Here is a 26,510-nt window from a genome sequence, read left to right as displayed (position 1 = left end):
AGCCGTTGATCTACCCAATATTTTCATCAAAAACATCATCATATCAATTGTAGAAATTCTCTGCCGGATATTTATTTTCAATTCAATATTTTTTGAAAACCTTTTGCGGCTGTTATATTAAAGGATTATCTTTGAGAGAAAACACGACAACCTTTAATGAGACTCTTCTCGCTTTTCCTCTTTTTACTTTTAAGTTTAAACTTTTCCGCACAAATGATCACTGAGACACAGAAGTTGGAATCTCTGTGCAGAGTTTGGGGATTTTTAAAATATTACCACCCTCGTGTAGCTAAAGGAAATCTGAACTGGGACAAGGAGCTTTTTCAAAAGATCAATGAACTTGAAAATATTAACGATAAGGAATCTCTCAATGATTTGTATTCCGAATGGATTGAAAGCCTCGGAGAAGTCCCGCGATGCAAAGAATGTTCAGTTAAAGATCAGAAAGTGTATTTCCTTAAAAATTTTGATCTGCGCTGGATAGATAATTCGCAAATTTTCTCAGATCATGTATCTCAAAACCTCCGCTATATTGAAAACAACAGGAATCTTGAAGACAATCATTATGTTGGAAAAAGTGGAAGAAAAATATATTTCAGGAATGAAAAATCCTATGGTTCTCAATTTACTTCTAAAAGAAATAGTTTACTGGAGTTATTCAGATACTGGAATTACGTAGAATATTTCTTCCCCTATAAATACGAAACCGATCAGAACTGGAATGACGTCCTTACAGAAATGATTCCCAAATTTTTAATGATTGATAATGATGAAGATTTTCATTTGGCATTGGCAGAGCTGGTCACTAAAACGGATGACTCACACGCCTATATTTCATCAAAAAAGATTCAGCTTAATCTGTATGGTCAACGAAAGGTTCCCGTAGAATATTCCTATGCTGAGGGGAAATTAGTGATTACAAAAATTAATACCACGCGATCCCGGCATAAAAGTACTCTGCATCCGGGAGATGTCATTTATGATATTGAGGGAAAAACTATTCCGCAAGTGATCAACAGTTTGGGAAAATATGTACCCGCTTCCAACTCATGGGGTAAAGTCAGCAAAATAAAAGACAAGCTTCTCTTCAGCAACAATGATTCTATTTCCGTAAAGATTGAAAGAGAAGGTCAAAACCTGGAAATAAAAACCAGAACATACCTTACTAAGGATATTATTCATGAAAAAATTCCCGCTCCCAAAAAGTGGAAATTTATGGATGATGAAAAGAAAATCGGGTACGTCAATATGGGAATTATAGAAAAGGAAGATCTTGATGAAATGTACATCAGTTTAAAATCTGCAAAATCCATTATTTTTGATCTTAGGAATTATCCCAGACAAACGATCATTCCATTAAGTTACCTTCTTCTTCCTACCCCCTCGGTTTATTATCAGTTTACTTTTCCTGATACCAGATATCCCGGCAAATTCTACAGCAGAAAAAATGTCACCGGCAGAAAAAATCCTGAATACTATAAAGGAAATGTCATCGTTTTAGTAGATGAGAATACGCAAAGCCAGGCCGAAACTACTACAATGATGTTCAAACACCATCCTAAGGCGAAAATTATCGGGAGTAATACTTCGGGAGCCAACGGAGATGTTATTGTCTTTAAAATTGCTGATCTTAATACGCGGTTTACAGGTCTTGGCGCTTATTATCCTGATGGCAGAGAGACCCAAAGAATCGGAATTATTCCTGATATCCTTATAAAACCTAGTATAGAAGGAATAAAAAACGGAGAAGACGAAGTACTGGAAAAGGCTTTGGAGTATATAAAAAACACTGATTAAATGAATAGAAAATGTGAATTATTTTACCGTATTTTCATTTAACTAATATTTAACTTTTAATCTTTCGATTTTGTGAGATTTTAAAAGGAATTGGTCAACATTTTGATACTATAACCATGTAAAAAATAAATTATGTCAGAAAAGATATTATGGATAGATGATGAAATAGATTTACTTAAACCTCATATCGTATTTTTAGAAAAAAAGGGTTACCAGGTAACCCCTGTAAATAATGTGAACGAGGCTTTGGAACTTATGGATTCAGAAAAATTTGCTTTAACGCTAATTGATGAAAATATGCCGGGTATTTCCGGCCTGGAGGCTATTCCTATGATTAAGGAAAAAGATAATGCCTTAAAAATTGTCATGGTTACCAAAAGCGAAGAAGAACATATTATGGAAGAGGCTATCGGTTCCCAGATTGCCGACTATATATTAAAGCCCGTAAACCCTAATCAGATATTACTTTCCCTCAAGAAAAACCTTCAGGAGGATAATCTGGTTGAACAAAAAACAATTTTACAATACCAGCAGGAATTCAGAAACCTTTCGATGGAACTTTCTTACCTGAGAACTTATCAGGAATGGGCTGAGTATTATAAAAAGATCCTTAGCTGGGAAATCAAATTTGATAAGGTAGCAGACAATGAATTTGCAGATCTTCTGCAGTCTCAGAAAGAAGAAGCGAATATTCAGTTTGCTAAATTCATTGAGAAAAATTATGAAAACTGGCTTACAGATTCGGATAAACCCATGATGAGCCATACACTTTTCAAGGAAAAAGTGAAACCTGAAGTAGAAAAAGAGAAAGTTCTTTTACTGATGGTAGATAACCTTCGTTATGACCAGTGGAAAGTAATTGAACCTTTATTTACAAAATATTACAATAAAATATCGGAAGATTATTACTATAGTATTCTTCCTACGGCAACACAGTATGCAAGAAACTCTTTCTTTGCGGGATTAATGCCATCCGAGATTGAGAAACGTTTTCCGGATAAATGGTTCAATGATAATGAAGAAGGAAATAAAAATGAATTTGAACGTGATTTCCTGGAAGACCAAATGAAAAGAATTGGTCTTGGATCAAAATCGATGAAGTATCTTAAAGTACTGAATGCTGATTTTGAAAGAAAGATCTACGATGATTTCAATCAGCATAAAAATAATGACCTTTTGGTCATTGTATACAACTTTATTGATATCCTGTCACACGCGAAAACAGACAATCACATTGTAGATCAGCTAATCCGTGATGATAAGACTTTCCGTTCTCTTACCTTCAACTGGTTTGAAAATTCTTCTTTATTGAAGATCATTAAAGCGGCTGCAGAAAATGGCTATAAGCTGGTGATCACCACAGATCACGGAACCGTATACGTTAAAAAACCAAGTAAAGTGGTGGGAGACAGAGAAACGTCTACCAATATCAGATATAAAACCGGTAAAAGCTTAACGTACGATGACAGTGATGTATGGGCCATTACCAACCCGGAAAAACTTTTCCTTCCAAAAGGAAACCTGAGTTCGAAATATATTTTTGCTAAAAACAATATATTCCTGGCTTATCCTAAAAATTACAATCATTTTGTAAATTACTATAAAGAAACTTATCAGCATGGAGGAATTTCACTGGAAGAATGTATCATTCCTATCAGCGTATTAGAACCCAAGTAGTTTTTTTCATAGTTTATTTAATTTTGGGTTAAAGGCGGAAAAAATCGAATGATTTTTTCCGCCTCTTTTTAAGGCACTCATTTTGCATAACAGAAGGCAACCTTAAATAAATATAATCTTATGAAAAAGCACATTTTTATTACAGCAGCATTCGCAACATTATTTTTAACTTCATGTAATAAAGAAAAGAAAGCAACAGATTCCACACCCACTACTGTAGACAGTATTGCTTCTAAGCCTTCTGATTCAGCAGCTGTTTCAGGTACTCAGGATGAAATTGTAAAAAGTACTTCGAAAGACAAGAATGGGAAAACCCTGGACATGACCTTCAACAATACCAAAAATACGGCTACTGTAGTATTCAACAATGAAACCATTGAGCTTCAGGGACAAAAGCCTGCCTCAGGAATATGGTACAAGAATGACCATTATGAACTGAGAGGAAAAGGCGAGGAAATAGAACTGACAAAAGACGGTAAAACAGTTTTTAAAAAATAAAATCACATAATTAAAATATAAAAAGTCGGCTTTGAAATTCAAAACCGGCTTTTTTATTTCCCTACATTTGAAAAAATTTATTTTGTTTATGAAATTAATCACTTATAATGTCAACGGGATTAGAGCAGCTTTTACAAAAGATTTCCTGGGCTGGCTTAAGACTGCCGATCCGGATATCATCTGTATTCAGGAGAGCAAGGCCGGAAATGATCAGATAGATATCGAAAGTCTTGAAAAATTAGGGTATCACAGTTATTGGCATTCTGCAGTAAGAAAAGGCTACAGCGGAGTCGGAATTGCTTCAAAAATAAAACCTAATCATGTAGAGTATGGTTGCGGTATCGAAAGCTATGATAATGAAGGAAGAATCATCCGGGCAGATTTTGACGGATTTTCTGCCATTTCCGTCTATGTTCCTTCCGCTTCTAATATTGAGAGGCTGGATTTTAAAATGCAGTTTTGCCATGACTTTCTTGAGTATATCAAGAATTTAAAAAAAGAAATTCCTAACCTCATTATATCAGGTGATTTTAATATCTGCCATGAAGCTATCGATATTCACAACCCTGTTGGCTTAAAGAATGTTTCCGGTTTTCTTCCCATGGAAAGAGAGTGGATGACCAACTTCATCAATGAGTGTGAACTGATTGACAGTTTCAGATTCTTTAATAATGAACCGGATCATTATACGTGGTGGAGCTACCGACAAAATTCAAGGGAAAGAAATAAAGGCTGGAGGTTAGATTATAACTTCACTTCCTATAGTTTAAAAGATAAGCTCACAAGAGCTGTTATTTTAAAGGAAGCTGTACATTCTGACCATTGTCCTGCATTACTGGAATTGGATGTATAATCAACAGGGCATTCATCCATACAAAAAGCCAGCTGAATCAGCTGGCTTTTTTTAATTTAAATCATAAAATTAATCGACAATTTCATATTCGACTGGAATAGTACCATGATTGATATCTCCAATCTCATCGAACGCAGCTTTAGACATGTCTAATGCTCTTGATGAAGGGCCACCATAAGGGCCTCGGTCATTAATTCTCACTATAACCTCTTTACCATTTCTAAGGTTAGTTACCTTAACGTTTGTTCCAAATGGAAGCGTTCTGTTTGCTGCAGTAAACTTTGAGTTATCAAAGATTTCTCCGCTAGCGGTTTTTCTACCGTTAAATCTATCGTGGTAGTACGATGCATAACTTGTTTTTTTCGTATCTAAGGTATTACTTGTAAATGAGTAAACACCTAGGGTTGAAATCATCATTATGATTACGAGAATGAATCTTTTCATCATTTTGAACTTTTATTGGTTTTGACGGGACAAAAGTATCAGGAATCTTTATAAAACCCTACTTCACATGTTAAAGACAGTTAATAAAATCTTAAATAAACGTTAACAATCCTCGTCATACACTATGAATAGGGCTTTCAGACTGCATTGTTAAAAAGTGTTAAAAAAAAGCTTAAAAAGTTAACATAATTAACTAATTCTTGCATAATTTAAAAATTTAAAATTAAAAAATAACTGAAAATCAATAAATTACAAAACACATAGTGTTAAGATCCAAGTCTAAAAATTTATACCGAGAAATATAAAGTCTTAAAATCTGCCTTTGAAGAAAACAGGTAACACAGGTCGTTCAACCTTATAAAACAATATTTATGGATCAAAATTTTAACGTCTATAAATTCTGTTAAAATTTAAAGTCTGATTCATTATTTTAATAATCTCCGGATCATGGATAAAAAATTGACCAATATTTTTTTATTGCAGAAAAATTGATGAACATTGTATCTTTAAAATAAAAAACCAATGATCTCTCATTGGTTTTATGATGTAATTAAAAATAAATTTTATTTATTTTAAATATTCTAATACGTAATCATATGTTCCATTCGGATATACTACAGACATGCTAGGAGATCCTGTAACAGCAGCTCCTGTAGCTGGGTCATATGAATATAATTCTCTAGAATACACTGTATTACTACCAGCTTTATAAATAGTAATTGTATACAGAGCAGTCATTCCGGTTGGAGCAGGAATTGTAACTGAGGTACTCGTACCACTTGCAGTAAAAGTTCCTTTTATACCGTATACCTGTGCACTGTTAATTTGTCTGTTTGTAATCGTTTCAGTAGTAAGAATGTTTTCTTTTGTATTTGCAGCAGCAGCGATAGGTCTCCAAGTACCACCACCAACAGTAGTGGACTTATTATCATAATACCAATACCCTGGGGAAAGAGTACCTTGAGTAGCTCCTACTCCGGCAACTCCACTAGCAGCTGTATTATAAACAATCATACCATCAAAGCGAGTTGGAAAAGACGTTGCTAAACCTGTAGGCGAACCTCCAAACGCTGTAAATGCAGTTAAATCTGTTCTAGGGAAAATTAATCCTTTTCCTACATTGGTTGTACCATTGGCCGTTGAATTAGAAGATGCATCAATAAAAGCAGACATATTATTAACGGCCGTATTTGAAGTATTATTTACAATTCTGACTTGTGCAAAAGTTAAACTTGCACCAGCTGTCATTAATATAACAGCTAAAAATTTGTTAGTGAACTTTTTCATTACTTTAATTTTTAAATGTTATACAATTAATATCCAGAAATTATTGACCAAGGGCTGGTAGCATCACCAGTATACATTAAAATATTCCCTTGTCCTGCAATCAAAGTCTGATTAGCAGTTTCTCTTGGAGCCGGGCTTAGTGTAATATCTGAAGTACCAATTACAGAAACATAAATTCTTTTTCCAACTGTTACACCAGTTGTAGGCAATGTCAATTGAGTTGCAGTACTGGTTGTGAATAAAATTATGTCATCCGTTGGAAGTGCAGTATAGCTACTACTCTGGCTTGTAACATTTAAAGCAGTATTTACAGGAGCAGCTCCGCCTACAGCTTTCCAAGTAGAAGATGTAGCATCATAATAATAGAATCCTACAGCTGTAACGTTTGCTGTTTTAGGAGTTGCAGTACCATCAATAGTTGTAACAAAAGCTAAAGCACCATTTTGGGCAGCAACATAAGCAGCATCTTTTGCATACAACTGAGATCTTGTCATACGAGGGACTAGTAAGGCATCAGGTTTTGCATTGTCTGTAGTATTGGCTACTACGTCTAATGTTGCGGCAGGTGTGGTTGTGTTAATCCCCACTCGCCCCTGTTGAGCCTTAGAAACGGCCGAAAGGCCAACAAGCATAATTGCTGTTAATAAAATTTTTTTCATAAGTTTTTAAAGATTTTTAATTACATTTTTTTCATCAATATTTTCTAAAAAAGAATATGTATCTCAACTTGTGAATATTAGATTAAAGCTAAAATAATCATTTCAATTAAGCTTTAACCACTTTTAATATTAACTAATTGAAAAACACATCATTTAAAAATATCTTTTCCTTCGCAAATTTAAGACATAATTTTCGAATTTATATACACTATAAAAGAAAAATTAAAAAACCTAAATCAGTCCAAATTATAAGATGTTAATTATCAGTATTTTAAAAAAATACTATTGAGAAAATTCTATATTAATTTATAATTAATAATTTAATTTCAAAGATGTTATTTTCACTTGATTAATAAGTATTTAGCTAAACCAAATCTCCGTATAAGTCAAATTCTTCGGCAGAGGTAATTTTAACATCTGCAAATTCGCCAATAGAAATATAAGTATTTTCAGCTGAAACCAAAACCGTATTATCTACATCCGGTGAGTCATACTCTGTTCTTCCGATGAAATAATTCCCTTCTTTACGGTCAAAAATACATCTGAATACTTTCCCTAGTTTTTCCTGATTTTTTTCCCACGAAATTTGAGACTGCAATTCCATAATTTCTTCTACTCTTGCCTCTTTCACTTCTTGTGGAATATCATCTTCCAAAACATAAGCGGTAGTATTTTCTTCGTGAGAATACGTAAAGCAGCCTAATCTGTCAAACTTCTGCTCTCTTACCCATTCTTTAAGCTCCTGAAATCTTTCTTCCGTTTCACCTGGATATCCAACGATAAGTGTTGTTCTGATCGCCATATCAGGAACTTTTTCTCTGAATTTTCCTAAAAGGGCATTTGTTTTCTCATGGGTAGTTCCTCTCTTCATAGATTTCAGCAAATCTGAATTGATGTGCTGAAGAGGAATATCTATATAATTACATACTTTAGGTTCTTCACGGATAATATCAAGAACATCTTCAGGGAAACCGCTTGGAAAAGCATAATGAAGACGAATCCATTCTACCCCTTCTACTTTAACCAATTCTTTTAGGAGGTCACCCAATGCTCTTTTTTTATAAAGATCCAACCCATAGTAAGTAAGATCCTGAGCAATAAGAATTAATTCTTTGGTCCCTTTTTTTGCCAGTTTCTGAGCTTCTAAAACCAGTTTCTCGATTGGAGTTGAAATATGGCCTCCTCTCATCAGCGGGATAGCACAGAAAGAGCATGGCCTGTCACAGCCTTCAGAAATTTTAAGGTATGCGTAATGTTTCGGAGTTGTTGTTAATCTTTCTCCTACCAATTCATGTTTATAATCTGCTCCAAGATGCTTTAAAAGTACCGGAAGGTCTCTGGTTCCGAAATATTGGTCTACATCCGGAATCTCTTTTATCAAATCCGGTTTATATCTTTCAGATAAACATCCTGTAACAAATACTTTCTCAACCTCGCCTCTGTTTTTGGCATCAACATAATCAAGGATGGTATTGATAGACTCTTCTTTAGCATTATCAATAAATCCGCAGGTATTGATGACCACAATGTCCCCACGGTCTTCGTGAACCACTTCCTTGCCATTGGCTTTCAGCTGGCTCATTAATACTTCAGAATCATATACATTCTTGGAACATCCAAGAGTGACTACATTGATTTTCTTCTTCCCTACAGATTTTGTACGCATCGTTTTGATTTTGAGTCTGCAAAGATACAAAATATTGGAGAGTTAAGATTAAAAAATGAAAACCACTTTATAAAAGTGGTTTTCAGGGATATACTTTAAAAGTTTTTTTCTTTAAATGCAGGAGCGTTCTGGTCTTTTTCTGAAAGTATGGCATCTTTTTCATCAACCTTCCAATCAATATTAAGATCCGGATCATTAAATTTTACGCTGCCTTCTGATTCTTTGTTATAAAAATTGTCACATTTATAAGAAAATACAGCATGGGTGCTCAGTACTGAAAATCCGTGTCCGAAACCTCTCGGTACATAAAGCTGTAATTTGTTTTCTGCAGTAAGTTCTACTCCGAACCATTTTCCAAATGTGGGAGAATCTTCTCTAAGGTCTACCGCCACATCCCAAACGCTTCCTTCAAGGCAGGAAACCAATTTTGCCTGAGCATGTTCTCCTTTCTGAAGATGCAGTCCTCTCAATACTCCATAGGAAGATTTGGAAATATTATCCTGCACAAAGTGCCCGTTCATTCCGGTAAGTTCTTCGAATTTTTTTTCGTTGAATTTTTCAAAGAAGTAGCCTCTTTCATCTTCAAATATAGTAGGCTCTATGATGTAGCAGTCTTTAAGCGGGGTTTCTTTAATTTTCATAATAGTCAAAAACTCTATTTCAATGTGGTTATTAATGTTTTAAACAAGATCTTTGTATCGTTTTTGAAAGACATATTTTCAAAATAGTCCAGATTCATTTTTACTTTGTTCGGAAATAATACCTTATCATTGTAAGCTAAAGGATCTTCCTGGTTATTCAGAAGGTATTCTTCGTCTCTGTACTTAATGCTTGCTTCGCAGGTAAGTCCTGGTTTGAGTTCCAGAACTTTCCTGTCTTCTCCGACAAGTTTATCGTAATAGCCTTCGATATCGGGTCTGGGACCTACAAAACTCATATCCCCTTTTAAAATATTAAACAATTGCGGAAATTCATCCAGCTTAAATTTTCTGAGAGTCTGCCCTACTTTTGAACATGTTCTCTTCTGCTCATGAATTGTTTTAATTTTAAAAATGGTAAAGGGTTTTCCATACTGTCCTATCCGGGTCTGAAAAAAAATTCCGTTGGAAGAGGTGTCCAAACTTGCAATTACAAATAAAATAATCAGTACAGGCATAAGAAAAAGGATCAATATTGCCGCCAAGACAAAATCAAAAACTTGTTTCCAATATTTATACTGATTCATTAAATTCAAATGATATTAAACTCCAAAGTAAGTATGAACAACCTTTGCTATTCTTTCTCTGTCGTTTTCTGACAGATTAGAACCTGAAGGAAGACATAATCCGTTATCAAAAAGTTTTTCAGAAACATTCCCGCCATAATAAGGAGAGGTTTCAAAAACCGGTTGTAAATGCATTGGTTTCCAAAGCGGTCTTGATTCTATATTGTCTTCTAAAAATGCAAGTCTTAAACCTTCTCTGTTTTTTCCTGTGATTTCCGGATCAACAATCACGGCAGATAACCAGTGGTTGGAATAAAAATCATCATTCGGCTCTGAGAATACAGTTACCCCTTCAATATTGCGGAAAAGGTCAATATAGAAATTGTGCATTGCTCTACGGGCAGCCACTCTGTCCTTAAGCACTTCCATCTGTCCTCTTCCTATTCCTGCTACAATATTGCTCATTCTGTAGTTGAAACCAATATGTGAATGCTGATAGTGAGGAGCATTGTCTCTGGCCTGTGTAGAAAGGAAAACCGCTTTATCTTTATCCTCCTGAGTATGACAGACCAAAGCTCCACCTCCTGAAGTGGTAATAATTTTATTTCCGTTAAAACTTAAAATACCAAAACGTCCGAATGTTCCACATGCCTGGCCTTTATAAGTTGAGCCAAGAGCTTCTGCAGCATCTTCTATCACAGGAATCTGGAATTCCTGAGCAGTGGCTATAATTTCGTCCATTTTTGCCGGCATACCGTAAAGGTGAACTACAATGATTGCTTTAGGTTTTGTTCCTTTCCGGATTCTGTCTTCGATAGCTTCTCTTAGTGCTTTCGGGCACATATTCCATGTAACAGACTCACTATCAACAAAAACAGGTATTGCTCCACAATATGCAATTGGATTGGCTGAAGCAGAGAAAGTCATGGATTGGCAGATTACCTCATCCCCATGTACAACTCCACATTCAATAAGAGCAAGGTGTAATGCTGCAGTACCTGCAGAAAGCGCAGCTACTTTTGCATTTTCACCTAAAAACCGTTCCAGATCATTTTCAAATCCGTTAACATTAGGACCTAATGGGGCTACCCAGTTTTCTTGAAATGCTTCGTTGATATATTTTTGTTCATTCCCTCCCATATGCGGTGAGGATAACCAGATTTTAGTATTCATATTATTATCTTATTTACTTCGATACAGGGGGAAAAAATTAATATTTTTATCAACTATATCTTTTGATAGTTCATTATATTTTGTAATATCAGTTATATATTGCCAAACCTTAAATTCACACTGTTTATTTGAAAACCCAGATTTGAATCTAAAAAGAGAATCGTCATCACTTCCTCCTACTCCACCTCCTAGATGCAAAGACTCCATGCCGAGTTTATTTCCCAATAACCTTGCTTCATCCAGTATCAATTTCATAGGCGTATCTCTTATATATTGTTCAGAGGTTCCAGCCAAATGATATTGCATTATTTTTTTTGTTATTGTAAAAATTGCACCGGCTGTTATTTCTCCATCATATTTAGCTAAAAGAAGCTTGCTGTCAAAATTATCATTATTTAGAAAAGAATTAAAATATTCTTCTGAAAAAAAATATCCCGGGGTTGCATTTACTCGTTTCATGGTTTCATAATAGATTGCAACAAAATCATCAATATCTTTCTGAGAAGCAGCCTCTACAATAGAAAAGCCTTTTCTTTTTAATTGATTTATTTCTGATTTATTCGATTTTCTATACTTAACCCTTTGTTCCTCTGGAGAAATTGTAAGATCAATAGCAATTGTTTTATTAATATCAACTACTTTTCCAAAATTGTTGAAAAAGATACTATTATCAATTAAAGGATGTAATCGGGAGAAAACAGATACAATTAAATTTTCTGAACAGTATTTATCAAATGATTCCTTAAAAAAGATTTGAAATTCCGGATCAAAATTGAAATTTTTCTGATTTGTAATAGGTCCTGCGTAACCATATACCGAAGTACAATCAAAAAAACCGGACTCTCCAATTGGTCTTATTACTAGTGGTAAAGCTACAAATTCATCATTACGATATGCTACAAAAAGTTTGTTAACAAAGTTATTATCTATTGAATGATAAAATGAGGTATGATGAAAATCATATAAATTTGAAGACTTTACTATTTCATTCCATTCAGGTTGTAATTGATCAATAATTTCAAATTTATACATATTGAAAAAAATTATTTATGGTGTTGGCAATATGTTTAATTTCTTCATGAGAATATCTGAAATCCATATGGATACATAATATCCTATTTTGCAAGTCTTTATCATTTTCAAGAATTTGATCTGGCCATAAAATAGCTGGAAATATTTTATTCTCAATTAAATATTCTCTCAATCCATTTCTCCTCTCATAATTTTTGAAACAAAGAACTAAACAGAAGCCATTTTTATTGTTTAGTATTTGAAATTCATCTGTATGTTTAATTTCTCTTATTCCCAATAAAAGATTTTCTCTTGTACTTGTAATTAAATCAAATACAGGCAATGTCTGTAATTGTGATACAGCCTTTATAGGCAATAAGGAGTTCGTCTGCTGGCTTTCAAACATATTCTCAGCTTCCTTATAATATTTTCTATATAAATTATTATCAACTAGTCTATCCTGAAGATATTCTGCTTTTAGAAACATGGCTACCTCTTTTTTCTGATAGGTCTGTTCTGCAGCAAGTGAAACCTGCAAATCTTCTGAAAAATTTTCATTCTCTTTAAGGCTGCAAAACCCACCGGCTCCTATGGGTAGTTGTTTACGTAACGATCCAAAATAATAATCAGCAGATCCTTTACCAATACTCAGTAAATCATGAGTTACATCCTCTATAATAACCGCTTTATTAAGAAAATCCAGATCAGGTTTTGTAATGCCAAAAAAATTAACATTAACAATTACTGAGCCTTCCTCATCATTCCAACTAATATTATTATTCACAAAAGGATTATATTCATATAAAATAATCTCGATATCTAAGTCCTGACAAAAAGTCATAACCTCATGGCAATAGTAACTAGGAAATCCTACCTTTTGCCATCCATATTTCGTAATTCCAAACTTAAGTAGATTATATATAGCTGTTCGTCCGGAAAAAAACAAAGTTATATTATCATGATGATTCAAAAATCTTGCTTCACTTTTTTCCGGATATATAAAATGAAAATCCGAACCAAATTCTTTATTCATTATTATTTTTCCCAATAATTATTTTCCTTGATAAGATTGAAATAATCATCACGTGTGATTCCTACCACAACTTCATCCCACCATTGATTTTTTCTGAAGTAATGATTTTTCTTAATACCTTCTGTAACCCAACCACATTTTTTTGTATATACTCCTATTGAAGCTTCATTGTAAGAAATCATGGAACCATTCATTCTCATTAATCCCAGCTCTTCAAAAGCAAAACGATTAACAGCCATGATAGTATCAACACCATACCCTTTTCCTCTCATATCTTTATCTCCCAATAGCATTCCGTGAAATGCATTGCGATCTTTCCAATTAATATTAACCAGGTTCGCCATACCTATAAGTCCTAAATCTTCAGTATCAATAGCAAATCTCTGATTAGTTGAATTTAATGACAATGTTTCAAACCATTTTTCCTGATCACTCATTCCAGAAGGAAAATGCCAACCACCCAACATATAATTAATCTCAGGATCATTAGACCATTTATGCAATAACTCCAAATCATCCTTTTCAATGGCTCTTAAAACTACTTTTTTTCCTCTAATATTCATATAATTATTTTTTAAAATGATTTTTACTTAAATTTTTACTGATCCCTAAATCATCTACTTCATCTACGGTTTGCCCGTTCACAATTGTTGAAGATTTAAATAAGATGGATTTAACAGTCAAAAATACAATCTTAATATCTAAACTAAATGAAAGATTCTCCACATAATATACATCATTATTGAATCTTTCTGAAAACTTCATTTGATTTCTTCCTTTTACCTGTGCCAGACCAGTGATACCGGGCCGCACTAAGTGTCTTCTCTTATGATAATCTGAATAAAATTCTAAATACTCTGGCAATAAAGGTCTGGGACCAATAAGACTCATCTCTCCCTTTAAAATATTAAAAAATTGAGGCAGCTCATCCAGCGATGTTTTTCTCACAAATGAGCCAAATGGCGTAAGTCTTTCATTATCTGACAAAAGGACACCTTCACTATCCTTTTTATCATTCATTGTTTTAAATTTAACAATTTTAAAAATTTTGTCATTTTTACCCGCTCTTTTCTGAAAGAAAAAAGGACTTCCATGATTAACAATGGAAAGGCCTACCATTACAATCAAAAAAATGGGGCTAAAAACGAGTAAAAAGATTAATGTTAAAATAAAATCAATAATACTTTTAAAAAAAAATTTATACATCTGCATTTATATTTTATGCTTCTAAATTAGTTTATAGTCTTTTAAATTGTGTTAAGATTGTATTATTTTATGATAAGAACCTGATACCTGAAATTCTCTTTCAAGAAATGCCCAGCTATTTTGTTTCATTTCTTCAAATATAATACGATCCATCTCTATAAATTGGTCAATTGCCTGAACCATTTCGTTTAAGTCTCCTGAATAAACTGATAATCCACAATTATTTTTTACAATATCTGTTCCAATATCAGTATTATTATCAGTAGCTGCAAGGACAGGCATCTTATATTCAAGATAAGAAAGAAGCCTTGATGGGTAATTTGGAATTTTAAAATCTTTATGTAAAAAGATCAACCCTACATCACAGGTTTGAACCAATAGGTCATAATCACTCTTTGCAACAGCTGAAAGCAGCAATGCATTTTTGGGTTGAAAGCTGTCAAACCAATTTTTTATTTTATCATATTCTGTTCCGGATCCTACTATAACAAAAAAGGCTTTATCATCTTCTGCTTTTGCTTCTAATGTTTCTATAAGAAAATGTATACCTTGTGGTTTTCCAAAATTTCCACCATAAATAAAGGTCTTCTTTTGTAAAGGAATCCCATATTTTTCTTTAATTGCTTTTTTCAGTTCATCAGATACATTATTGTTGGGCTGGAGCCGAATAGAGTTTGGATTGATTTCAACTTTATTTTTTGGAATATCTGAATTATGGTCCAATACAAATTTTACATTTGCTTCAGACATACATCCTATCTTATCCGAAATCATGTATAATTCTTTCTCTTTCTTTCTAAAGTATTTGTACAGGATGCTTGTATCAGACAAGAGTTTCATGTCTACAGCATTCTGTGGAAAAATATCTTTTAAAAGCAGGTATGTCTTGGCATTATCTCTTTTTTTTATGTATTTAATAAGACCTGTAAATGTAATAGGTGGTGTTGAATAGATAATCAAATCAAATTTTACATTTGAAAAATATTTTTTTACGGCCTTTAAAAATATCTTTTCAATGGTGAGAGTAGAAATTCCTTTTTCTATTAGATTTGTTTTCTGAATATTTAATGTTTTTACATTTAGAAAAGTTGCATTTTCTTCTTTTCTCAGGTTGGTTTTTTTATTCTCTCTCCTTTCTACCGGGCTTACAATATATACATGATGATTATGATCTGAAAACTCGCGCATCAAATCCTGGTAAATACCCCGCTCCTGCAAAGTATTCATTTTAGCTAAGGTAAGAAACAATATATTCATTCTTATATCTTTCTCCAAACTACTCTATTAATATAATCTGTGTAGCTAAGAATAATTCTCACTACTTTTTCTGATACATTTGGCATTGAATAATCTGATACTTGTCTATAATTTCTTTCACTTCCAATTTTTTGATTTTTTAGCTGAACCAGCCCTTGTAAGATTCTTTCCGGAGATAGCCCTACCATCATTACTGATGCTTCTTCCATTGCTTCAGGTCTTTCATGGGCATCTCTGATATTAAGTGCTCTGAAATTTAGAATTGAAGATTCCTCTGAAATTGTACCTGAATCTGAAAGTACAGCATAACTTCTCATCTGCAGTGCATTATAATCATGGAAACCAAGCGGTTTCAGAAACTGAATTTCGGGTCTTACCTGAACTTGTTTTTTATCAATCATATTTCTTGTTCTCGGGTGAGTAGAAAAAATGATTGGATATTGATATTCTTCTGCAATTGCATTAAGACTGTTTATGAGTCCTCTGAAATTTTTATCGGAATTAATATTTTCTTCTCTATGCGATGATACAACAAAATACTTTCTTTCTTCAAGATTTAATCTTGTAAGAACATCGGAATTTTTAATTCTGGGAAGATAATGATTCAAAACCTCGTACATCGGAGATCCGGTTTTAATGATTCTGTCGGCAGGAAGGCCTTCTCTTAAAAGGTATTCTCTGGCAATATCCGAGTATGTCAAATTGATATCTGAAATGTGGTCTACAATTTTCCGGTTGGTTTCTTCCGGAACCCTTTGATCAAAGCATCTGTTTCCAGCTTCCATGTGGAAAATAGGAATTTGTCTTTTTTTGGCAGGAATAGCACAAAGACAAGAGTTGGTATCACCCAATACAAGAAATGCATCCGGCTTTAATTCTTCAAGAATCGGATCTATTTTCATCAAAATATTACCAACTGTTTCAGTCGCAGTTTTTCCTGCAGCTTCCAAAAAGTAATCGGGCTTACGAAGTCCCAAATCCTCAAAGAAAATCTGATTCAGTTCGTAATCATAATTCTGCCCTGTATGAATGATAATATGTTCTATGGCTTCAGAGGTGTCTAAAACTGATAATACTCTTGATAATCTAATGATTTCCGGTCGCGTACCTACGACCGTCATTACTTTTAATTTCTTCATCATAACAAAATAAAATTATAGATATAATTACTGCTGAAAAACTCCAAAACTCCATATTTCCAAAAATACTGCCTGAAGTAAGAACCAACACGCAATATTGAATAAAAAACAAAAAGAAAGGTAAATAAGATATATGCTCAGTGATATATCTTCCCTTAAATTTTCTTATATCCTTAAAATACAAACAGAATAAAACGCCCCCCAAAATTCCCATACTCATCAATACTTCGATAAAAATATTATGCGGGTACATTCCGTCCTCAAACAAGATACGGCCTCCAAAAATAATATTATCTTTAAAAATATTCCATCCTTTTAATAAATAATAATAGCGTCCACTTCCATTCCCTTCGAAGATAGCATTATACATTCTATTAATAAATTCAAAATCCGATGCTGACGTTTGTTTTAAACAAAAAATACTTATAACAAAAAGCACTACAAAAGATAATAGAAAAATCCAATACTTTAATTTATTGAGATACAATAATAATATCAATAGAATGATAAAAATTGCTAATACAGGACTTCTTGCCGAAGAACTAAATACGGTAAAAATTCCTAATAACATACCTAAAACAGGTTTCATTTTTTTTTTAGGAGATTGAAAATAATAGTAGATAGAAAGTATTAGTAATGATAAACCATAATGCCCCACATTAATATAATAGCTTACAAATATACCACTTGATTTTTCAAAATTTTTAAATATGAATATTGTCCATAAACAGCTTATCCCAAGTATTATTAATAAAAAATTAAAAACAAGACTATTCAGTCTAACCATAATTTCTTCCGTAAATCTTATTCCCAATATTGCTATATAAGGGATAAGATTTAAAAAAATGATCCTAATATAAATTTCATTTTCCTCTTTTGATGTATGAGCTAGGTAGAGGTCATTTTTAAAACTATAAATTGCTTTACATAGATAAAAGAGCCAGAAAAGAACAGTAAAAATTACTGTCACCTTTCTTTTCTTAATATTATTAAAGTTTACATAAATAACAAAAAAACTTAATAATAAGACTATGATACGAAATGGGACAGAAAAATAATTATTTGATGTAGCCTCTAATAAAAGAGCTAGTGAGTATGAAAATATATACCCAAAAGTCAGAAGAAAGGTAAACCAAATATCACTTTTTTTTGTCAGTTCCATATTAGACATTTAAAAAATAGGTATCTGCGTCTTCGGTATTGAAGGGCTCATTGATCCAAAAAATGGTATATAATTCTTCTTCTCCTACATTTTTTATACTGTGGGTATACCAAACCGGCATATCTACGTAAGCAGGTTCAGCACCATCAAGATAGAAGTCATAAACTTCATCAGAATCTATCTTTCTGAGTTGAATTAAGGCTTTTCCTTTTATTACAGCAAATCTTTCTATTTTTCTTGTATGAAAATGATTTCCTCTCGTGATACCGGAAACTGTAGTAGAAAATGAACATTGTCCACCAATTCCCAATCTGATTACTTCCACAAAGGCTCCTCTTGAATCAGTATGTTGTGTAAATTTTACTGGATAATGATTTTTAATATCGAAATAACATCTGAATGTATTAAAAAGATTTAGATCAAATTTTGATTCCAATACAGGGATTTCTCCGTTTTCGAAGTAAAGTTTTTTGTAGTTTTCTAATTTTTTGAGTACTTCCGAAACTTTGTTTACCGAAGTATGCGGAATCTCATATATGTTCTTAGTTTCACCAGTTTCTATTTCTATCTGTTTAATAATTTCCTGAACCAGTTCGGCAATATAAATCAACTTTACATCTCCATCCTTGTCAATTACTGGAGTTTCTCCATGTGTAAGTTTATGACAGAAGGTGGCAATAAAAGAATTATAGTTAGGTTTACCAAAGGGACCAAATACATTGGGAATAATCATTCCTGTAAATTTTCCTCCGGATGCTTCTGCCCATTTTATAAATATCTCTCTCCCTTCTTTTTTTGATTTTCCGTACAAATTATCTTTTCCTTCCTGAGAAGAAGATGAAAAAATAACATGGGCTTTTGAACCCGTTCTTTCCAGCGATGCTGTTAACTCTTTTACTAATTTTATATTAGTGTCATAAATAACTTTAGGATCTGGATGACGGTTCATAGCAGCCAGATGTACAATAACATCACATTGCTCAACAAAAGCATCCAATTTTTGTGGAATATCAAAGAATTCTTTATGGAAATCAATTCTTTCAAACTCTTCCGGATTTAATCCCAATGTGTTATATAAATGTGAACCAACAAAACCCTTCTGGCCTGTAATTCCAACTTTTTTCATCATAATAATTTTTTAAAATGGTCTATCGGGAACCGATAATCATCATCAATATCTCGTAATGAATGATCTACCATTACCAATAACTTTGATTTTTTTTCTTTTGCCTGGATTGCAATTGCGTAACCTTTGGGCATATGAAGTATATTCAGTCTGTCTGCATCCAGTTCAAATTCCAAAATATCAAATTCTTTTGAGGGATTTTGCCAGTTATCAATTTTCACTAATCTCAGAATAAATCTTCCATATATTACGCAAAACCACCTTTGTTCTATCTTATGCCCTGTCCAACCCCTGATAAATTCCGTATCCGCATTTTCTATACAATACATTCTCTTGATACCCAAGAAAACAAAATCATTATTATAGAGCAGACTTCCTCTTTCATCATAATGTTTTCCTCCTGTTATTATTTGCGGCATCTCTATCATAACAGGATACTATTCTGGATACTGCATTATATCTTCTCCCAAAACTTCTTTTCTAATCAAGGGGAGCTGTAATAATAATTTTTTTATTCCTTCCACGTCTTGTCTCTCTGTATTATGTGAATGATAATCTTCAATTTTAGAAATATCTTCTACTCCTTCAGAGAAATACTGAGCATAATTCAAATCTCTGTTATCAGCAGGAATTCTGTAAAATCCTCCCATATCTTCTGCTTTAATCATTTCCTCACGCGTACATAGTGTCTCATAAAGTTTCTCCCCATGCCTTGTACCAATGATCTTTACTGGTGCATCTGATTTAAACATTTCTTTCAAAGCTATAGCCAGATCTCCAATAGTTCCTGCAGGAGCTTTATGAACGAATAAATCACCAGGATTTCCATGTTCAAAAGCTACTAATACCAGATCAACTGCTTCTTCTAATGACATTAAAAACCTAGTCATATTCGGATCCGTTATGGTAATAGGTTCTCTACTTTTGATTTGCTTTATAAATAATGGAATAACAGAACCTCTAGAGGCCATTACATTTCCATATCTTGTAAGACATACTACAGTATCTTCAAGATTTCTGGAAGCAGCAACTGCTACTTTTTCCATCATTGCTTTGGAAATTCCCATAGCGTTGATGGGATAAGCAGCTTTATCTGTACTTAAACAAATTACTTTTTTAACTTTATTTTGAGCAGCAGCATCAATTACATTTTGTGTTCCCTCTACGTTTGTTTTTACAGCCTGCATTGGAAAAAATTCACAAGAAGGAACTTGCTTTAATGCTGCGGCGTGAAATACATAATCTACTCCTCTCATTGAAGATTCAACACTTTTATAATCCCTTACATCACCGATATAAAACTTCAGCTTATCACTTTTAAACTGATTTCTCATATCATCCTGCTTCTTTTCATCTCGGGAAAAGATTCTAATCTCTTTAAAATACTCTGTATTTATAAACTTTCTTAGAACAGCGGTTCCAAATGAACCTGTCCCCCCAGTAATAAGGAGTACTTTATTTTTTATTTCCATATGTGTTTATTGTATGGTTTTTTACCTTTAAAATGGGTAATATATCCATTATTTCTTTATTAGTTTTTCTTTTTCTTCAAAAGTAGGATAATTTATTAAGACTGCTTTATAAATTCCCTTAAATACAAACAAGCTTCCTGCAGCAACACCAATTATTCTGTGTTTATCAATAACCTGCTTGATGTCACTTAATGTACCTGCGCCTCCTAAAACAGTAAGGGGAAGTGATATTTTTTCTCTTATTTTATCTATAAGCCCCATATCATATCCCTTCATCACTCCATCCTGGTCTATTGAGTTGATAACAATTTCCCCAGCTCCTAATTCCTGTGCTTCTTCTACAAATTTAAATGGATTGATCCCCGTAGCCTTTTTCCCGTTATGAGTATACACTTCATAACCTCCGAAAAGTTTTTTCTTTACGTCTAAAACAACGATTACACTTTGTGAGCCTACTCTTTCTGCAATTTCAGTAATCAGTTTTGGATTTTGAAGTACTGCAGAAGATAATGCTATCTTTTCAATTCCCAATCCAAAAATTCTCTGGGCCTGTTCCAAGGTTTTTACTCCTCCTCCATAGCATAAAGGCATTCTCGATTGATTGGCAATTCTTTCTATTAAACTATAGTTAGGTTCTAAACCTTTTACTGTAGCATCAATATCAAAAATGGCAAGTTCATCAACTTCTTTTTCGTTAAAAATTCTTACCGCATTGATAGGGTCTCCTACATATTTAGGGTTTTTGAAATTAACAGTTTTTACAAGTCCATTATCCTGGATCAGAAGACTCGGTATAATTCTTGGCCTTAGCATGTATATTTAAAGTTTTGCAAAGTTGTGTAATAAGATTTCACCATAATGGTGGCTTTTTTCCGGATGAAATTGTATACCATATTTATTTTCGTGGTGAGCCGCTGAGGCAAATTCACCACCATAATCTGTAATAGCCATAACATCTTCCTGATTATTACAGTGGAAATAGTAGGTATGAAGAAAATAAAAGATAGAATTATTTTCTAATCCTTTAAATAATTCGATATCTTTTACAGGTTTTACATCATTCCATCCCATATGGGGAAGTCTGGTTACCTGATGAATTTTTGTTTCATCAAATTTTTTAACAGTGGCATCAATCCACATCAAACCATCAAGTTTTCCCTCATCACTATTATTGGCCATCATTTGCATACCTACACAAATTCCAACAACAGGAACTTTCTGTCCTAAAACAAGATCATCCAATTTATCTCTCATTCCTGAATTATTCAACTGGGTCATAGCATGATCAAAATGGCCAACTCCTGGAAGAATGAGTTTTTCCGCTCCTTCAAGATCTTCTTTTATTTTCGCTATCTTTACCGGAACATTTACTCTTTTATAAACATTCACAAACGCGTTGATATTTCCAACACCATAATCAATAAGTGTTATCATCTGAATAATCTTTTTTCTAATCCAAGCACTTTCATTGTTCTTGCTCCAAGACCAATAAGTTTTCTTTTATTTTTATAATCGTGATATGTTTTGTTTTCTCCTTCAAACAGTCTTTGAAGCTCTTCTGTTGTAAGGTCCAACTTGTGAGCTACATATTCAAATTCTTTCTGTAAAAAGTCTTCTGAAAGTTCAGGTCTTGAAACTCTATCTAAAGCTTCTTCTCTTGTCATCTGACCTGTTAAAATAAGGCTCGAAAAGTGAGCTCTCCTTTTTTCATATCCGAATTTTCTGGGTAACCAATAATCTTCAAAAAATCTGGTAAATCTTGATTCATGATGTTTATGCTGAAAGCTTTCCCAACCATATTTATCAAAAAGTAATTTTTCAACATCTTTTTTAATGTATGGAAGACAGTTCAAAGGTTTATAAACCTGCATACCCAAGACATATTTATAGTAAATTTTATAGGTCATAATATCAACCATAGGATATGTTTTAAGTTCTCTTTTTCCGAACTTTTTATGAATATCCATAATCAAGGTTTTATCAATACCAGGATATGCCCCCCATTCTTCTGGCTCTCTACAACATTCTGTAGAATAGTTTGCTCCTGTCAGTACATATTTTATTTTATTTTTTACTGCGAATTTATAAAGACTTGAGAAAAAAGCAACGTCTTGCCCAAGATCGATATCTGCAATCTGCGATTTTATACTCGCTACCTGTAGATCTTTCATCTCTTCCCAATTGATTACATCGGTATATAAATCCAGATTAAGACCATTCACCAGCTTTTCAATATTACTAACAGCTCTATCTGTATTCCATCCTGCATCTACGTGATACACAAGAGGACGAAGTCCCATTACTTCTTTAGCAACGTGCAATGCGTAAGAACTGTCTAGTCCTCCACTTAGCCCAATAATACAATCGAAGTCTCTATTTTTACCGTCTTTTTTAATTTTCTCGGCTTCTCGCTCCAGTTCCTGCATTCCTCTTTCATCGGTATGCCAGTTAGGTAAAATGTTTTCTATATAATTGACATAATAATCACTCTCCCCTTTTTCATTAAAAACAATATTAGGATCAGTGGTATCCATAATTGTTTTTGTACAAATTTGATATGGTCTCTCTTTTTTCATAATTTTATCTTTCTTTAATCATTATATTTAACAACCCTAGTACATAGTTGTCATAAAATGTGTCAAAATTTGTTTTACTTTTCGCAAATTCTTTTGTCATTTTCGGATCATTAATTCTATATGCATAGTCATCAAAATTCCATAAAATAAGCCCATCAATATTGAAGCCATTGTATTGAGTCTTCATTATTGTATTAATATATGTTCTAAAGTTATTATCATTAATCCTTTCACTTCCAATACTACTATTTGAAGGATGATAGCGGGACATGACTAAAGGATATACTTTTTTATTATACAATTTGGCTATTTTGATCATTTCCTGAGTATTATCTTCCAAATAATCAATGTTCTCCAAATTAAAATTCACATGATTATAGAATATATAAATAGATGGAAATAAAACATCACTCTTTTTTATAATCTCCTGAATACTTTTATATTTATCATAAAATTTATCAGATCTATCCCAATAGTTTGTAAAAGGAATATAGTAATATCCTATTTGAGCCTGAGGTCTTTCATTTTTAACAAATGTTAATACATCCAAAAATAGTTTTAAACTCTTTTTAAAGTTCTCACTAGTAGGAGGTTCGTTAAGAATATATTGCAGATATGGAGCTTCGATATCAATATATGCCATTCCTTTATCATTCTTATCCGGGAAAGAGCGAGTAACCTCAGCCCGAAGAAGGTTTTCGTCAAAGGCAAAAGGTTTTTTGGGATCCATAAACTGTGCATCATTTATGAATTTTACCGACTCAATATTGTTATCTTTTACAAATTTTTTGAATCCTGTTCCATTATTTCCTGAGCAAATAAGTACTTTAGGAGCGGTTCGTGTACTCTTCTGGCTTTTATCCTGACTTCTTTTTTGTCCGGTATATTTACAAGAAGTAAGTGTTAAGCTAATAAAAATTATATTAATTAGAAACTTTAACATGAGAAAGTGTTTTATTGATTAGGTGATTCCAATCCAGATATTTGGATGAAGTTTTAGATGCCAATTCTTTTCTTAAATTGAGTTCATTTTCACGATAAATAATATTCTCTATATTCTTTTTAATCTCTTCTTTGTTAATTTCTTCCTTTTTCAGCTCTGTAATTGCGCCAAACTCATTCAAATATTGAACGGACTGTTCTCCTGTATCTCCAACAATAAGTGGTAATCCCGAGGCTAAAGCTTGCTGCCAAACAATAGACTGGCTCGCTGGAAATACAGCAATATCAGATGCTGAAAGATGCTCATATACTCCTCTGTTATTTAACCAACCAATATAATGAATATTCGGATTATTATTTGACAATCTTAGTAATTCTTTTTTATATTCCTGGTTATATTGATCTGCATCTCCTACAATCATTAAATGAAGTTTTGGATCATTTATTTCATTAAAAGCTGCTATTAATAAATCTGTTTTCTTTGTGGGAGTGAATTTTCCTCCGGTAAAAATTATAATATCTTCATCCTTAATTCCCAGTTTCTTTCGAATTATTTTACCTTCTTCTTTGGATTTTATTTCTTCTACCAGATCAGTATCTGCTCCTAGAGGTAACAAGTCCATTGCATCATGAGGAATTTTATATACTTCATTTAAGAACTTTGTACTTCCCGGCACTATAGGATAAAATTTTGTGATATGCTTACGAATAGGATCCATATAAAGATACTTCCTGAGCACTTTATGTAAAATATTTAAAGATAGCCAGCCATTTGCAGAATTGCTATAATCAGCATGATAATCCATAATCATTTTGACATGAGGATTTCTTTTTTTATAATCCAGCATTTCAAACATATTAGGCATAATATCGTGGATATAAAGAAGATCTGGTTTTACTTCTTCCACTATATTTTTAATAGAGGTATATTTTTTTATTTTTCCTAAGTAATTGAACTTAAAAGGCAATTTTATAATTTTTGCCCCATGATCATACAGTACTCTTTCAGGAGCTGAATTATCATGTTTATTGTTATAGTAGTCAAAAACATTCTCATAGGTAGAAGTGATTACTGTAACATCATGCCCGTGTTTTCTGTAATACTTTACCAATAAATTTTCTTGATACTCTAAACTTTCTATATAAAGCTCACAAAGCATTAATATTTTCATTTTTTATTTGAGTTTTTAAACTTTAAAAATTTCTTTTCTACAAAAAACCAGGAAATTGAGGCTAAAATTATAGTACCTGCGAAAACTAGTATTAAATATTCCGTTTTTACCAGCATGCTTCTTTGTACTAATATGTTTATTATCAGCATATGGTATATATATATTCCATAAGATATATCATTATGCTTCAGTAATTTGTTGCTTACATTATTAAATGTAAAGCTTGCTGATAACACTACAAAAACCAGAATAATATTAGAAATAAGATGATATGGGCTTCGTAAAAAATAAGAGTTCAGATCATTACCTAACCAATTCCCAAAAATCATTATGTAAGCTAAATAAAAGCCAAGCCAAAGCAATCCTTTATTATCAACAATACCTTTTATTTTATCCCAATAAATATATGCCAGCACTCCAAATAAAAAATTGTACAAATAGGGAAGTACTGTAACTCCTGCCATTTTACTTATCGTTGCTTCATCAGGAAATTGAGCAAAATAAATATTGAAGGCCAGAGATGCTATCATAAAGGCCAAAATGACAAAAAATCTTCTTTTATTAAAAGTTTTAAGTAAAAAGTACAATATAGGAACGAATATATAAAACTGTATTTCCACTACAATGGTCCATAAACTACCATTAGGTGCAGTTACCCCCCAGAATCTCAAAATATCCGGAGTCCAGAATTGAAAAACAGTAAGCTGTCCTATAATCCATAACCAAAACTCTTTAGCTTTAAGTATAAGAAATGGCTGCTGTGCATCATATAATAATAATGCAATCGTTATGAGCAAACAAAACCAAAGTGCAGGATATAATCTTAGTAATCTGTTTTTGATATATTTAGTAATATTATCTGAATTTCTATCAAATGACCAATAGATTAGAAAACCACTAATTGTAAAAAAAATAGGAACACCAGGAAAATAATAAGCAAACATGTTCCCAAACTCTCCTATAGCTCCTTTGATTTCAAGATGGTGAACTGAATGGGTAAAAACAACTTGCAAAGCTGCCAATAACCTTATCAGGTCAAAATTATTTATTTTATTTATATTTTTTTGGGTTATCATGAGTTCTTTTTAATCATTAAGTAAAGCATCTTAATATGGTTTTATCCTATTTCATATTCACTTTGTACACAATTAACAAC

Annotated in this window: 27 protein-coding genes; 4 read left to right on the top strand and 23 right to left on the bottom strand. The window is 32.8% G+C overall.

Going from position 1 to position 26,510, the window contains the following annotated elements; translation table 11 throughout:
• Positions 1-213: 213 nt before the first annotated feature.
• The 4 genes from ACODR7_RS04145 to ACODR7_RS04130 all read left to right on the top strand — a co-directional run bounded on the left by ACODR7_RS04145 (position 214) and on the right by ACODR7_RS04130 (position 4,825).
• Positions 214-1,797: a S41 family peptidase gene (locus tag ACODR7_RS04145; protein WP_488837493.1), complete on the top strand. Its 1,584-nt coding sequence runs from the start codon at positions 214-216 to the stop codon at positions 1,795-1,797.
• Positions 1,798-1,929: 132 nt separating this feature from the next.
• A complete protein-coding gene (porX, locus tag ACODR7_RS04140) occupies positions 1,930-3,474 on the top strand; it encodes a T9SS response regulator signal transducer PorX (protein ID WP_488837491.1) in 1,545 nt (514 codons plus the stop codon).
• 120 nt (positions 3,475-3,594) lie between these two features.
• A complete protein-coding gene (locus ACODR7_RS04135) occupies positions 3,595-3,972 on the top strand; it encodes an MliC family protein (protein WP_488837489.1) in 378 nt (125 codons plus the stop codon).
• A gap of 88 nt (positions 3,973-4,060) precedes the next feature.
• On the top strand, positions 4,061-4,825 hold the full coding sequence (locus ACODR7_RS04130) for an exodeoxyribonuclease III (RefSeq protein WP_110367156.1): 765 nt from the start codon (positions 4,061-4,063) through the stop codon (positions 4,823-4,825).
• A 69-nt stretch (positions 4,826-4,894) separates the two neighbouring features.
• Here ACODR7_RS04130 and ACODR7_RS04125 read toward each other — a convergent pair whose 3' ends face one another.
• The 23 genes from ACODR7_RS04125 to ACODR7_RS04015 form a co-directional block, all read right to left on the bottom strand.
• Positions 4,895-5,272, bottom strand: coding sequence for a septal ring lytic transglycosylase RlpA family protein (locus ACODR7_RS04125; RefSeq protein ID WP_488837487.1), 378 nt, complete (start codon positions 5,270-5,272; stop codon positions 4,895-4,897).
• 564 nt (positions 5,273-5,836) lie between these two features.
• Positions 5,837-6,556, bottom strand: coding sequence for a hypothetical protein (locus ACODR7_RS04120; RefSeq protein ID WP_488837486.1), 720 nt, complete (start codon positions 6,554-6,556; stop codon positions 5,837-5,839).
• 26 nt (positions 6,557-6,582) lie between these two features.
• The gene (locus ACODR7_RS04115; RefSeq protein ID WP_488837484.1) at positions 6,583-7,215 is read right to left on the bottom strand and encodes a hypothetical protein; all 633 of its coding nucleotides are present in this window, start codon (positions 7,213-7,215) and stop codon (positions 6,583-6,585) included.
• 364 nt (positions 7,216-7,579) lie between these two features.
• Positions 7,580-8,881, bottom strand: a complete 1,302-nt coding sequence (gene rimO / locus ACODR7_RS04110) for a 30S ribosomal protein S12 methylthiotransferase RimO (protein ID WP_488837482.1) — start codon at positions 8,879-8,881, stop codon at positions 7,580-7,582.
• 95 nt (positions 8,882-8,976) lie between these two features.
• Complete coding sequence (rfbC, locus tag ACODR7_RS04105) at positions 8,977-9,522, bottom strand: dTDP-4-dehydrorhamnose 3,5-epimerase (RefSeq protein WP_488837480.1); 546 nt, start codon at positions 9,520-9,522, stop codon at positions 8,977-8,979.
• Positions 9,523-9,536: 14 nt separating this feature from the next.
• Positions 9,537-10,106: a sugar transferase gene (locus ACODR7_RS04100; RefSeq protein ID WP_136523174.1), complete on the bottom strand. Its 570-nt coding sequence runs from the start codon at positions 10,104-10,106 to the stop codon at positions 9,537-9,539.
• Between the two features lie 15 nt (positions 10,107-10,121).
• A complete protein-coding gene (locus ACODR7_RS04095) occupies positions 10,122-11,258 on the bottom strand; it encodes an aminotransferase class I/II-fold pyridoxal phosphate-dependent enzyme (protein WP_488837478.1) in 1,137 nt (378 codons plus the stop codon).
• Positions 11,259-11,267: 9 nt separating this feature from the next.
• Positions 11,268-12,290 carry a GNAT family N-acetyltransferase gene (locus ACODR7_RS04090; protein ID WP_488837476.1) on the bottom strand — a complete coding sequence of 341 codons (1,023 nt, stop codon included), beginning with the start codon at positions 12,288-12,290 and terminating at the stop codon, positions 11,268-11,270.
• Positions 12,283-13,302: a hypothetical protein gene (locus ACODR7_RS04085; protein ID WP_488837474.1), complete on the bottom strand. Its 1,020-nt coding sequence runs from the start codon at positions 13,300-13,302 to the stop codon at positions 12,283-12,285. Before ACODR7_RS04085 ends, ACODR7_RS04090 begins: the two co-directional genes overlap by 8 nt.
• A gap of 2 nt (positions 13,303-13,304) precedes the next feature.
• A complete protein-coding gene (locus ACODR7_RS04080) occupies positions 13,305-13,865 on the bottom strand; it encodes a GNAT family N-acetyltransferase (protein ID WP_488837473.1) in 561 nt (186 codons plus the stop codon).
• Between the two features lie 4 nt (positions 13,866-13,869).
• The gene (locus tag ACODR7_RS04075; RefSeq protein ID WP_488837547.1) at positions 13,870-14,508 is read right to left on the bottom strand and encodes a sugar transferase; all 639 of its coding nucleotides are present in this window, start codon (positions 14,506-14,508) and stop codon (positions 13,870-13,872) included.
• Between the two features lie 51 nt (positions 14,509-14,559).
• Positions 14,560-15,765, bottom strand: coding sequence for a glycosyltransferase family 4 protein (locus ACODR7_RS04070; protein ID WP_488837472.1), 1,206 nt, complete (start codon positions 15,763-15,765; stop codon positions 14,560-14,562).
• A gap of 2 nt (positions 15,766-15,767) precedes the next feature.
• A complete protein-coding gene (wecB, locus tag ACODR7_RS04065) occupies positions 15,768-16,904 on the bottom strand; it encodes a non-hydrolyzing UDP-N-acetylglucosamine 2-epimerase (protein WP_488837545.1) in 1,137 nt (378 codons plus the stop codon).
• On the bottom strand, positions 16,852-18,066 hold the full coding sequence (locus tag ACODR7_RS04060; protein ID WP_488837471.1) for an O-antigen ligase family protein: 1,215 nt from the start codon (positions 18,064-18,066) through the stop codon (positions 16,852-16,854). Before ACODR7_RS04060 ends, wecB begins: the two co-directional genes overlap by 53 nt.
• A gap of 1 nt (position 18,067) precedes the next feature.
• A complete protein-coding gene (locus ACODR7_RS04055; protein WP_488837543.1) occupies positions 18,068-19,192 on the bottom strand; it encodes a polysaccharide biosynthesis C-terminal domain-containing protein in 1,125 nt (374 codons plus the stop codon).
• Positions 19,192-19,611 (bottom strand): cupin domain-containing protein, encoded by a 420-nt coding sequence (locus ACODR7_RS04050; RefSeq protein ID WP_488837470.1) that lies wholly within the window; start codon positions 19,609-19,611, stop codon positions 19,192-19,194. The genes ACODR7_RS04055 and ACODR7_RS04050 overlap by 1 nt, the downstream gene beginning before the upstream one ends.
• 18 nt (positions 19,612-19,629) lie before the next feature.
• On the bottom strand, positions 19,630-20,664 hold the full coding sequence (locus ACODR7_RS04045; RefSeq protein WP_488837469.1) for a polysaccharide biosynthesis protein: 1,035 nt from the start codon (positions 20,662-20,664) through the stop codon (positions 19,630-19,632).
• Positions 20,665-20,712: 48 nt separating this feature from the next.
• Positions 20,713-21,477, bottom strand: a complete 765-nt coding sequence (locus ACODR7_RS04040) for an AglZ/HisF2 family acetamidino modification protein (RefSeq protein WP_488837467.1) — start codon at positions 21,475-21,477, stop codon at positions 20,713-20,715.
• Between the two features lie 6 nt (positions 21,478-21,483).
• Complete coding sequence (hisH, locus tag ACODR7_RS04035; RefSeq protein ID WP_488837465.1) at positions 21,484-22,098, bottom strand: imidazole glycerol phosphate synthase subunit HisH; 615 nt, start codon at positions 22,096-22,098, stop codon at positions 21,484-21,486.
• Positions 22,095-23,240, bottom strand: a complete 1,146-nt coding sequence (locus ACODR7_RS04030; RefSeq protein ID WP_488837464.1) for an N-acetyl sugar amidotransferase — start codon at positions 23,238-23,240, stop codon at positions 22,095-22,097. The genes hisH and ACODR7_RS04030 overlap by 4 nt, the downstream gene beginning before the upstream one ends.
• Before the next feature lie 4 nt (positions 23,241-23,244).
• A complete protein-coding gene (locus ACODR7_RS04025) occupies positions 23,245-24,183 on the bottom strand; it encodes a hypothetical protein (RefSeq protein WP_488837463.1) in 939 nt (312 codons plus the stop codon).
• Positions 24,164-25,354 (bottom strand): glycosyltransferase family 4 protein, encoded by a 1,191-nt coding sequence (locus tag ACODR7_RS04020; protein WP_488837461.1) that lies wholly within the window; start codon positions 25,352-25,354, stop codon positions 24,164-24,166. The genes ACODR7_RS04025 and ACODR7_RS04020 overlap by 20 nt, the downstream gene beginning before the upstream one ends.
• A complete protein-coding gene (locus tag ACODR7_RS04015; protein ID WP_488837459.1) occupies positions 25,351-26,430 on the bottom strand; it encodes an acyltransferase family protein in 1,080 nt (359 codons plus the stop codon). The genes ACODR7_RS04020 and ACODR7_RS04015 overlap by 4 nt, the downstream gene beginning before the upstream one ends.
• Positions 26,431-26,510 lie beyond the last annotated feature (80 nt).

The sequence above is a fragment of the Chryseobacterium sp. FG46 genome (genome assembly GCF_057809135.1).
The sequence above is the reverse complement of the archived record's forward strand: the minus strand, read 5'-3'. Positions and strand labels throughout refer to the sequence as shown.

Excerpts from the sequence above, each read along its gene's own strand:
- ACODR7_RS04145 (WP_488837493.1), top strand. The coding sequence starts at position 214 with ATGATCACTGAGACACAGAAGTTGGAATCTCTGTGCAGAGTTTGGGGA.
- porX (WP_488837491.1), top strand. The coding sequence starts at position 1,930 with ATGTCAGAAAAGATATTATGGATAGATGATGAAATAGATTTACTTAAA.
- ACODR7_RS04135 (WP_488837489.1), top strand. The coding sequence starts at position 3,595 with ATGAAAAAGCACATTTTTATTACAGCAGCATTCGCAACATTATTTTTA.
- ACODR7_RS04130 (WP_110367156.1), top strand. The coding sequence starts at position 4,061 with ATGAAATTAATCACTTATAATGTCAACGGGATTAGAGCAGCTTTTACA.
- ACODR7_RS04125 (WP_488837487.1), bottom strand. The coding sequence starts at position 5,272 with ATGATGAAAAGATTCATTCTCGTAATCATAATGATGATTTCAACCCTA.
- ACODR7_RS04120 (WP_488837486.1), bottom strand. The coding sequence starts at position 6,556 with ATGAAAAAGTTCACTAACAAATTTTTAGCTGTTATATTAATGACAGCT.
- ACODR7_RS04115 (WP_488837484.1), bottom strand. The coding sequence starts at position 7,215 with ATGAAAAAAATTTTATTAACAGCAATTATGCTTGTTGGCCTTTCGGCC.
- rimO (WP_488837482.1), bottom strand. The coding sequence starts at position 8,881 with ATGCGTACAAAATCTGTAGGGAAGAAGAAAATCAATGTAGTCACTCTT.
- rfbC (WP_488837480.1), bottom strand. The coding sequence starts at position 9,522 with ATGAAAATTAAAGAAACCCCGCTTAAAGACTGCTACATCATAGAGCCT.
- ACODR7_RS04100 (WP_136523174.1), bottom strand. The coding sequence starts at position 10,106 with ATGAATCAGTATAAATATTGGAAACAAGTTTTTGATTTTGTCTTGGCG.
- ACODR7_RS04095 (WP_488837478.1), bottom strand. The coding sequence starts at position 11,258 with ATGAATACTAAAATCTGGTTATCCTCACCGCATATGGGAGGGAATGAA.
- ACODR7_RS04090 (WP_488837476.1), bottom strand. The coding sequence starts at position 12,290 with ATGTATAAATTTGAAATTATTGATCAATTACAACCTGAATGGAATGAA.
- ACODR7_RS04085 (WP_488837474.1), bottom strand. The coding sequence starts at position 13,302 with ATGAATAAAGAATTTGGTTCGGATTTTCATTTTATATATCCGGAAAAA.
- ACODR7_RS04080 (WP_488837473.1), bottom strand. The coding sequence starts at position 13,865 with ATGAATATTAGAGGAAAAAAAGTAGTTTTAAGAGCCATTGAAAAGGAT.
- ACODR7_RS04075 (WP_488837547.1), bottom strand. The coding sequence starts at position 14,508 with ATGTATAAATTTTTTTTTAAAAGTATTATTGATTTTATTTTAACATTA.
- ACODR7_RS04070 (WP_488837472.1), bottom strand. The coding sequence starts at position 15,765 with ATGAATATATTGTTTCTTACCTTAGCTAAAATGAATACTTTGCAGGAG.
- wecB (WP_488837545.1), bottom strand. The coding sequence starts at position 16,904 with ATGAAGAAATTAAAAGTAATGACGGTCGTAGGTACGCGACCGGAAATC.
- ACODR7_RS04060 (WP_488837471.1), bottom strand. The coding sequence starts at position 18,066 with ATGGAACTGACAAAAAAAAGTGATATTTGGTTTACCTTTCTTCTGACT.
- ACODR7_RS04055 (WP_488837543.1), bottom strand. The coding sequence starts at position 19,192 with ATGAAAAAAGTTGGAATTACAGGCCAGAAGGGTTTTGTTGGTTCACAT.
- ACODR7_RS04050 (WP_488837470.1), bottom strand. The coding sequence starts at position 19,611 with ATGCCGCAAATAATAACAGGAGGAAAACATTATGATGAAAGAGGAAGT.
- ACODR7_RS04045 (WP_488837469.1), bottom strand. The coding sequence starts at position 20,664 with ATGGAAATAAAAAATAAAGTACTCCTTATTACTGGGGGGACAGGTTCA.
- ACODR7_RS04040 (WP_488837467.1), bottom strand. The coding sequence starts at position 21,477 with ATGCTAAGGCCAAGAATTATACCGAGTCTTCTGATCCAGGATAATGGA.
- hisH (WP_488837465.1), bottom strand. The coding sequence starts at position 22,098 with ATGATAACACTTATTGATTATGGTGTTGGAAATATCAACGCGTTTGTG.
- ACODR7_RS04030 (WP_488837464.1), bottom strand. The coding sequence starts at position 23,240 with ATGAAAAAAGAGAGACCATATCAAATTTGTACAAAAACAATTATGGAT.
- ACODR7_RS04025 (WP_488837463.1), bottom strand. The coding sequence starts at position 24,183 with ATGTTAAAGTTTCTAATTAATATAATTTTTATTAGCTTAACACTTACT.
- ACODR7_RS04020 (WP_488837461.1), bottom strand. The coding sequence starts at position 25,354 with ATGAAAATATTAATGCTTTGTGAGCTTTATATAGAAAGTTTAGAGTAT.
- ACODR7_RS04015 (WP_488837459.1), bottom strand. The coding sequence starts at position 26,430 with ATGATAACCCAAAAAAATATAAATAAAATAAATAATTTTGACCTGATA.